The sequence below is a fragment of the Paraglaciecola hydrolytica genome (genome assembly GCF_001565895.1).
GTDB classification, from domain to species: domain Bacteria; phylum Pseudomonadota; class Gammaproteobacteria; order Enterobacterales; family Alteromonadaceae; genus Paraglaciecola; species Paraglaciecola hydrolytica.
This window is the reverse complement of record NZ_LSNE01000003.1, coordinates 152,026-160,176: the sequence shown is the minus strand read 5'-3', so window position 1 is coordinate 160,176 and position 8,151 is coordinate 152,026. Positions and strand designations below refer to the sequence as shown.

9 protein-coding genes are annotated in these 8,151 nt (G+C 40.7%); 5 read left to right on the top strand and 4 right to left on the bottom strand.

The features are described 5' to 3' along the window. Nucleotides 1–178: 178 nt before the first annotated feature. Nucleotides 179–616: a nucleoside deaminase gene (locus AX660_RS03270; protein WP_068372482.1), complete on the bottom strand. Its 438-nt coding sequence runs from the start codon at nucleotides 614–616 to the stop codon at nucleotides 179–181. Between the two features lie 175 nt (nucleotides 617–791). On the opposite strand from AX660_RS03270, the gene AX660_RS03265 reads away from it, so the two are divergent. Next, the gene (locus AX660_RS03265) at nucleotides 792–1,541 is read left to right on the top strand and encodes a phosphatase (protein ID WP_068372479.1); all 750 of its coding nucleotides are present in this window, start codon (nucleotides 792–794) and stop codon (nucleotides 1,539–1,541) included. 595 nt (nucleotides 1,542–2,136) lie between these two features. Next, nucleotides 2,137–2,532 (top strand): DUF3718 domain-containing protein, encoded by a 396-nt coding sequence (locus AX660_RS03260; RefSeq protein WP_068372476.1) that lies wholly within the window; start codon nucleotides 2,137–2,139, stop codon nucleotides 2,530–2,532. A 66-nt stretch (nucleotides 2,533–2,598) separates the two neighbouring features. On the opposite strand, the gene AX660_RS03255 is transcribed toward AX660_RS03260, so the two are convergent. Further along, complete coding sequence (locus AX660_RS03255) at nucleotides 2,599–3,861, bottom strand: GGDEF domain-containing protein (protein ID WP_068372473.1); 1,263 nt, start codon at nucleotides 3,859–3,861, stop codon at nucleotides 2,599–2,601. Between the two features lie 174 nt (nucleotides 3,862–4,035). On the opposite strand from AX660_RS03255, the gene AX660_RS03250 reads away from it, so the two are divergent. The 3 genes from AX660_RS03250 to AX660_RS03240 all read left to right on the top strand — a co-directional run bounded on the left by AX660_RS03250 (nucleotide 4,036) and on the right by AX660_RS03240 (nucleotide 6,069). Further along, nucleotides 4,036–4,437, top strand: coding sequence for a MerR family transcriptional regulator (locus AX660_RS03250; RefSeq protein WP_068372470.1), 402 nt, complete (start codon nucleotides 4,036–4,038; stop codon nucleotides 4,435–4,437). A gap of 1 nt (nucleotide 4,438) precedes the next feature. Beyond that, nucleotides 4,439–5,476, top strand: a complete 1,038-nt coding sequence (locus AX660_RS03245; protein ID WP_068372467.1) for an SO_0444 family Cu/Zn efflux transporter — start codon at nucleotides 4,439–4,441, stop codon at nucleotides 5,474–5,476. Nucleotides 5,477–5,553: 77 nt separating this feature from the next. Continuing rightward, the gene (locus AX660_RS03240) at nucleotides 5,554–6,069 is read left to right on the top strand and encodes a hypothetical protein (protein ID WP_082768720.1); all 516 of its coding nucleotides are present in this window, start codon (nucleotides 5,554–5,556) and stop codon (nucleotides 6,067–6,069) included. 13 nt (nucleotides 6,070–6,082) lie between these two features. Here the strand turns inward: AX660_RS03240 and AX660_RS03235 are convergent, their stop codons facing one another. Both AX660_RS03235 and groEL read right to left on the bottom strand, forming a co-directional pair. Continuing rightward, entirely contained in the window at nucleotides 6,083–6,922 is an 840-nt protein-coding gene (locus AX660_RS03235; RefSeq protein ID WP_068372464.1) for a substrate-binding periplasmic protein, read from the bottom strand. Nucleotides 6,923–7,360: 438 nt separating this feature from the next. Further along, a partial coding sequence (gene groEL / locus AX660_RS03230) for a chaperonin GroEL (RefSeq protein WP_131811770.1) occupies nucleotides 7,361–8,151 on the bottom strand: 791 nt, incomplete at its 5' end.

The following is an 8,151-nucleotide window of genomic DNA, read 5'->3' as shown; positions in this document are numbered from 1 at the left end:
CAGTTTAAATACCCTAAAATAACTATTACCTTTAAACGAATTTTACGGCTCGTTTATTATTTTTAGGTACAAAAAAACTCATGCAAAGGGTGGCAATAAATCTGCTGGTCGAATTTGTTATTGTATGAAATATTTAACCTTGTGTTAATTATTATATACTCGTGTAGGCTTAAAAGAGTTATTCGCCTATATCTTCATTCCATAATTCAGGACTTGAACTAATGAAATTTTGCATAAGCTCAATACATTGCTGATTGTGTACCACCTCTACTTCTACACCTCGAGCGGCAAGGAGTTCTTCTTCACCTAAAAAAGTACTATTTTCGCCAACAATAACTTTGGGTATGCCATAGAGTAGAATGGCCCCTGAGCACATAGAGCAAGGCGATAAAGTAGTATAAAGCACAGATTCGCGGTAAGTCGCAGCACTTTGTCTGCCGGCATTTTCTAGTGCATCCATTTCACCATGCAAGGTTGGGCTGCCACTTTGGATCCTGCGGTTATGTCCACGTCCGATGATTTTACCTTTGTGCACTATAACTGAACCAATGGGGATCCCGCCTTCAGACAAACCCAGTTTGGCTTCGGCAATGGCTGCCTGCATAAATTTATCCATTCTATTTCCTCTCTTTGCATTGATTGTTTATTTATTGAATTTGGGTTGTAGGTGTAGAACAAAGTTTTTCTTTAAGCTCATTTAAATAAAATCTTAACTTAACTAATGGTGTTAAAACTTGATAAAGTAATGCGTCCAGCAAAGTTGTTACCCTGATTTAGATTAAGAGAAATACATGAGAATTTTAGTCGATACCCATGCACATACCATTGCGAGTACTCACGCCTACAGTACGGTGACTGAATATTTTCAACAAGCAAAAATTAAAGGTTTGGAGATGTTCTCCATAACCGATCATGGCCCAGAAATGCCTGATTCACCACATCCTTGGCATTTTGGCAATCGCCATATTCTACCAAGAATACTAGATGGTGTTGTCATGCTTAGAGGGATAGAGGCAAACATTATGCCTCCCCATGGCGGTTTGGATATACCCAATGGCTTACATGCTTATTTAGATTTTGCTATCGCTAGTTTTCACGAGCCAGTGTTTGCTCCCAGTGACATAAATGCTCATACCCAAGCGGTGATTAAAACCTTCGAAACGGGGCACTGCCAAATTTTAGGGCATCCAGGTAATCCTAATTATCCCTTGGATTATGCAGAGGTAATTAGGGCGGCTAAAGACAACAATGTTTTAATCGAAATTAACAATAGTTCATTTACTCATTCACGCAGAGGGAGTGATGTTCATTGCACAAAAATTCTTGAGCTGGTCGATCAACTTGATTGGAAAGTGACTTTTGCAAGTGATGCTCATGTAGCATTTGATGTGGGTAAATGTGATAGCTCTGTCGCTATTGCGCAACAAATCGGCTTTCCTTTTGAGCGCATAGTCAATCGCAGTGCTACTAGCTTTTTGGCCTTTTTAGCCGAACATAATAAGCCTGTAGCAACCGAACTTAAGTATTGGCTTAATAGCTAGACCGTTAAAACTCCATCGACTAAGTAGTAACTCTGCCCTATGTCTGAATTAAGTGACAGATAGGCAGAGTTTTATTCTCCCTTCTTGTTCCTGTTTTAAATAATACTCAGTAAAACAAGCTCTTAACTTGTTGGTATAAGATTCGCTATATCTCTATTAGATATTAAAGAAGTGCTGAATGTCACTGATGGTGGAGTTGTATATGTTGTTCATCGCTATTGTTTTATTGTTAAGTTATTTCGTCACAGTTAAGCGCAGAGCTTTGGCCAGAGTGGTTCTAAATCGAGCGCTTAGCTTGTTGTGTTACCTAAGTGTTTTTGTTTTTGTCCTTGTGACATTTTCCAGTGCGTTCAAAAAATCGCTAAACAAAACGAGTGCTTAAGCAAAAATTCAAGATGCTGTTCCTTATTAGAGACTTTGTGAAAACGGATTAAATAGTACCCTTATGAGTTTAATGTGTGTTTGAATTGCTCATTTGGCTGAGTTTGTTATGGACTTTAATACCTATGTATATGTGTGGTTATTTTTTAATCATTTAAATTGGAGTTTAATGCGCGCCGTCGAAATCCAAACTCATTTACTTAGTAGGTAGCCCATGTTGAATTCAGTCAAATCATCTTTAGCCATTGCAGTGGTATCAGTACTTTTAAGCGGTTTTGCTTACGCCGATGTAAATGCAGACTTACAAAATATCTGCACCATAGTTAAGGCTGATGATAAAGACGAATTGCGTAAAAAAATGAAAAAGGTTGAAAGCGACCATTCTTTAAAATTACAAGATTACTATTCGGGCATTACTTGTGGCGGTGAAAGTTTGATCCGTACTGCGATGTTAAACAACGCAGTTGAAGCGGGCACCATGATGATTAAAAAGATGCCAAAAAGCCAGTTAACTGCCCCTGAAGCAGATGGTAAAACCTTAGTTGATTGGACAAATGAAAAAGGCTTCAGCAGCTCTGCTATTGCAGCTGAGTTAAACGCCCGTATCTAATTTGTAGTACATCTCCCTCGACAGAACTTTGTCTGTTATTTTTTGGCCTCACTTGAGGCCATTTTTTTACAAAACCACCACTTTATTTCTGCCACTCGATTTTGCTTGGTATAAAGCCTGATCAGCAAGTACAAATGAATCTTCAAAAATGCTGGTTTTAAGCAATTTTGTCGCACCTATACTGACTGTTATGCCTGTCACAAAAGAGCCATTGGCGACTTTCAAACGTATCTTTTCGGCAAAGGGGAAGATGCTGTTTGGTTTAAAACAATGCATTAATACTACAAACTCTTCACCACCCCAGCGCGCGACCACATCATAAGAACGAGTACATTGGTTTATAGTACTAGCTATGGCGACAAGTATTTTGTCTCCTTCAGCGTGTCCGTATGTATCATTTACCTCTTTGAAGTGATCTACATCAATTACCAATAATGCGTATTGTTGTAGAAGCTGGTTGGCCCCGAGGTGGCTGACTATTTCTGCTAAACCTGCGCGATTGAGGATGCCGGTTAATTTATCGGTTTCGGATTGCTCTTTGTATTTTGCGCTAGTTGCGGCCAGCTCAGTCAATCGCTGACTACCTTCGCGTACTCTGGTCTTCATTTGCAAATAACTAAGCAACATTTCAGATAGTAGGAGTACACCCCAAAAGCCAATAATACTGATATACATAAATTCTTTGGAAAAATAACTACCTACAAGCTCTAATTGAGCCAGTTTGAACTTATGATCTCCAAGGCTTACCGGATAGGGAATGTCGATACCAAGAGCTATAGCGTTTTTAACGCTAGGCCGTCTATCTTCAAGTGGTACATTAAAATCATTTATCCACCACTCACTTACAGTGAGATCTTTCAAGGGGAGAGAGATATTTTGCTTACCTTGTTGGGCTCTGACAGTCGCGTTATTAAACTTGGCTTTTTTTATGGGGTTCGCAAATTCTATCGCGGGATAATCATCGCGCACAAAAATACGAATATAAGGTGTGGGGCCTTGGTAATCTAATTCTAAGTTGAGATGAGAATAAACACTGAAGTCGATAGTTTTACTTAAATCTTCCGACCACAAAAGTGATAAACCGCAATAGGGATAAGGAGCGCCCTGATTAATTTCGCAGTCCCAAGACATATCCTCTTGATCAATCCATATGAATTTTGATTGGCCACCCACTTCTGTATCGACAGAAATAACGTATGCATTTTGCGGGTTGGGATGTAATAGCAGTTGTCGTTTAGGCAGTGCATCATAAAATACCATTAACAATAAGGTGATAATAAAAGCACATACTTTAATTATCATGAGGATTTTGTCGGTGAGCTTAGGCATTAGAAACAATGCATTCCTTCTTGATTAAAGTGAGCCGCTACATTTAGCTTAAAGATAGTTGGCAGAGTTAAATTTGACAGAAAAATGTTTAAAAGTAAAAGTGTGCTTGACCTTAGACAATACTCTAAGGTTTATCATAGCCATATTAACTGGTTGTAGAAGATAATAAACATTATGAAAATAAGCGAACTGGAAAAAAAATCAGGGATAAGTGCCCACACCCTACGTTATTATGAAAAGGCAGGCTTGTTAAAAGCATCTCAACGCAGTGCCAATAATTATCGCGAATACAGTCAAGATGATTTAGCGACAGCAAGATTCATTCAAGCCTGTAAACACAGTGGTTTCAGTTTGGCAGAGACAGGCGCCTTGTTAGCAATTAAAGGTAACAAAGATCAGCATGTTTGTGCCGAAGCTAAAATAATAACTCACAATAAAATTAAACAAATATCCGAACAAATTAAACAACTTAAAAATATGCAAAATACCCTGCAAAAACTTGAGAAAATTTGTTGTGGCGGTGCAGAAAGTGCCGAATTTTGTTCGATTATTTCCGCGTTAGAAGGTGAGCAATAATATGTTTGTCGAAAATTTCGTAAATCTATTTACTGAGGCAGCTCCTTTTTTGTTGTTGGGTATGTTGATTGCGGGAGCCATCCATCAATTAGTGCCAGCGACGTGGATAAATAAGACATTGGGCAAACAAAGCTCAGTACTTAATGCAGCAATCATTGGTGCACCTCTGCCACTATGTTCTTGCTCAGTTATCCCTGTGGCCATGGGGATCAGGCGCAGTGGTGCAAGTAAAGCCAGTACCGCCAGTTTTTTGGTGGCCACTCCTGAAACTGGTATTGATTCTGTGGGTATTACTTATGCCTTGATGGGACCTGTTATGACCATTGCCAGACCCATCGCGGCGATTTTTTCGGCCATCATTACTGGTTCGATGATCCGCTGGTTTGGTAACCCTGAGGTCGCAGTACCAATGACACAACCTGAGGTAAAAGTCAGTTCTTGCTGTGCAAGTAAAACTGCGCCTCCAGAGCCTAGTATGGTTGAAAAAATTATCAGTATTTTTAGCTTTGGATTTGGGCAATTATTGCGTGATTTCATGTTGTGGTTATTGATTGGTTTGGGGTTTGCTGCGCTAGTCACTACCTTAGTTCCACCTGATTATCTGGCACAATATGGTCAGGGAGTGGTAGCTATGTTGGTGGTGGTATTGATCTCTATTCCTATGTATATCTGTGCTACTGCCTCTACTCCTGTAGCTGTTGGTTTGTTGTTGTCAGGTATTACTCCAGGTGCAGCATTAGTGTTTATGTTAACCGGGCCTGCGACTAATATTGCGACCTTAATGGTGATAAAAAAAGAGTTAGGTGGCAGAGAACTGTTTATCTATTTAGTCAGTATTACCCTGTCGGCTTTAGTGGCAGGCCTAACTCTCGATTTTCTGTTTGACTATTTTGGCTGGCAAATGCAATTAGCTCATGGTGGACATGAAGGCATGTTAGGGTTTGTTTATCAGGCTAGTGCGGTTATTTTGGCCTTACTGATGGGCTTTCAGTTATATAAAACTTACATGCCAAAAACCAAAGACTGTTGTGCGCATTAAATTAAAATTGAGACAGAGTTAATGAGGTTTGGTATAAAACGCCCATTATGGTGAGGACAAAAAAATTAAGGGATTAAATGATTCGATTATTATTGTTAGCTAGCGTTTTACTGAGTAGTTACTGCTGGTCAAAAGACAGTATTAAAGTATTTGCGCAGCACGAATTTAATGACACCGATACTATTACTTCAATCGGCATGAGTCGCTCACTGTTACAAGCTAACAGTAAAGTTCAGGGTGAAGTACTCACCTCACTTGGTTATGCAGAAGTTATGGATAAAAACCAGACCATACAACACTTTGTTACTTCAGATCTGGGTATACGTTTAGGTTACTACGACAAGGTGTTTGTATACCTCGAAGGTGGTATCGATTTACTTGAAATCCTGGTGCAGGATTTTCGCGATGACGACGATTACTATTATGATGAAGACTCCGACAATACCCCTGACGGCTATGCTGCACTAGGTGTCGGTGTTGATACCGGAGCCTTTAAGTTGGAAGGATTTATTAAAGCACGCAATATAGACACTGATGCGTGGGACAGCGAACATCACCTATTTTATGGGCTGCAACTTTCGCTGTCGTTTTAGTCCACGATCTTTGTTATTGACTATAACGGCTGACAATTTCCTGATATTGATCACTGGTTTTAATACTATGTAGGGCTTGGTTAAACAACTCGACCTTTGTTTCATCAACGCTTTTTTTACTAAATATGATATGGGTATCACCAGTCTTAATTTTAGTGCCTTGCGCAACAATGTATTCACTTAAGGCCTTACGTCTGAGAAATGATGCACCAACAAAACTATCTTCTAAAAATCCGTCAATGTCTTTATCAAGTAATCTGGCAATATTAACTTCCCCCATAATTGCACTGACAAATGAACTAGATGTTGCAGCGCCATCACGCAGCATCGATACTTCAGGGCCATAATAGTAATCTTCAACGACACCGATCAACTTACCCTTTTCGATAAAGGCATCGATGCTGGAATAATCTGCCGTGGTGAGATCTTCTCGGCGAATATAGAGAGAATATTCTTCAGTTCGATAAGCGTTACTGAACAACGCAAACTCTTCTCTGGCTGGGGTTTTTGATGCGCCGAGTAATATATCCACCTCACCTTTTTTAAGCTCGCCCATTAAAGCCATCCAAGTACCGGATTTAAAGCTGAAGTCGCATTCAATGGATTTTAATACCGCGCTAACCAGCTCAATATCAAGGCCAGTGACCTTGTCGCCAACATCAATATATTGATAAGGCTCCCAAGCATCAAAACCTACAACAAAATGGCAACTGTCATTAGTCTCAGGCGCGACAAGCTCGATCATCGCAGTCTCAGTGGATGATAGTGGGTTGGTTTTTTCAGTAGTAACAGGTTGGCAGTTGCATAAGATTAAAGCAGCCGTGCAAGACAATAATAAGCGTAATGTACTCATATTTAAGTGTCCTAGGTTAACTGCCACTAAGTTTAAGACACATTTAAAATTTTGCGAGAAAGTTAATTAATTGTTATTTGATACTGTTGACACAGGAGCAGTTATCGAGATGCGCTCTCCTCGTCGGTTTGATCAACAAGGTGCTGACAAAATTGGAATAGTAGGTTGGTTGGAGCCGGCTTCTTTCTGGTTACTCATTTCTTAGCTGTTGAAAAAAGAGTAACTGGCTCGAAGGGATTCGAGTCAAAAACTGGCATGGTTGCCAGTAAGCGAACGCGCATAATCTTAGCGGTCGTGAAGCGATGCTCAGCGTGCGCAGCACATGCTCGGTGGCCGTAGGCCATATCTTTTAACCAATAAAAAACCCGCCTAAGCGGGTTTCTTATTTAACACAAAAGTTTCAAAGCGATGCTTTGAGAGGACAGTAATCCGGATGGATTACATCATTCCACCCATGCCGCCCATTCCACCCATGCCGCCCATATCAGGCATGCCACCGGCAGCTTCTTCTTTTGGCGCGTCGGTGATCATACATTCAGTCGTGATCATCAAGCTGGCAATTGAAGCTGCAAATTGTAGCGCTGAACGAGTTACTTTAGTTGGATCAAGGATACCCATTTCGATCATGTCGCCGTAAGTGTCGTTACCTGCGTTATAACCGTAGTTACCAGAACCATTTTTCACTGCGTTAGTTACAACAGATGCTTCAGCACCGGCGTTAGACGCGATTTGACGTAAAGGCGCTTCCATTGCACGTAGTGCTAATTTGATGCCGTGAGTTTGGTCTTCGTTGTCACCTTTAAGATCAGCGATCTTAGCAGCGGCACGAACTAGTGCTACACCACCACCGGCTACTACGCCTTCTTCAACCGCAGCGCGAGTTGCATGTAGGGCATCTTCAACGCGGGCTTTTTTCTCTTTCATTTCAACTTCAGTGGCTGCGCCAACTTTGATTACTGCAACACCGCCAGCTAATTTAGCTAAACGTTCTTGTAGTTTTTCTTTGTCGTAGTCAGAAGTTGAATCTTCGATTTGAGCACGGATTTGCGCTACGCGGCCTTGGATTGCATCTTCTTCGCCAGCGCCATCTACGATAGTGGTGTTATCTTTAGTGATAACTACACGCTTGGCTGTACCTAGGTCTTCTAAGGTTACTTTATCTAGCTCTAGACCGATTTCTTCTGAAATCACTGTGCCACCAGTTAAGGTTGCGATGTCTTGTAACATGG

Coding starts and splice junctions, on each gene's coding strand:
- AX660_RS03250 (WP_068372470.1), top strand. CDS start 4,036: ATGAAAATAAGCGAACTGGAAAAAAAATCAGGGATAAGTGCCCACACC.
- AX660_RS03265 (WP_068372479.1), top strand. CDS start 792: ATGAGAATTTTAGTCGATACCCATGCACATACCATTGCGAGTACTCAC.
- AX660_RS03260 (WP_068372476.1), top strand. CDS start 2,137: ATGTTGAATTCAGTCAAATCATCTTTAGCCATTGCAGTGGTATCAGTA.
- AX660_RS03235 (WP_068372464.1), bottom strand. CDS start 6,922: ATGAGTACATTACGCTTATTATTGTCTTGCACGGCTGCTTTAATCTTA.
- AX660_RS03270 (WP_068372482.1), bottom strand. CDS start 616: ATGGATAAATTTATGCAGGCAGCCATTGCCGAAGCCAAACTGGGTTTG.
- AX660_RS03245 (WP_068372467.1), top strand. CDS start 4,439: ATGTTTGTCGAAAATTTCGTAAATCTATTTACTGAGGCAGCTCCTTTT.
- AX660_RS03240 (WP_082768720.1), top strand. CDS start 5,554: ATGATTCGATTATTATTGTTAGCTAGCGTTTTACTGAGTAGTTACTGC.
- AX660_RS03255 (WP_068372473.1), bottom strand. CDS start 3,861: ATGCCTAAGCTCACCGACAAAATCCTCATGATAATTAAAGTATGTGCT.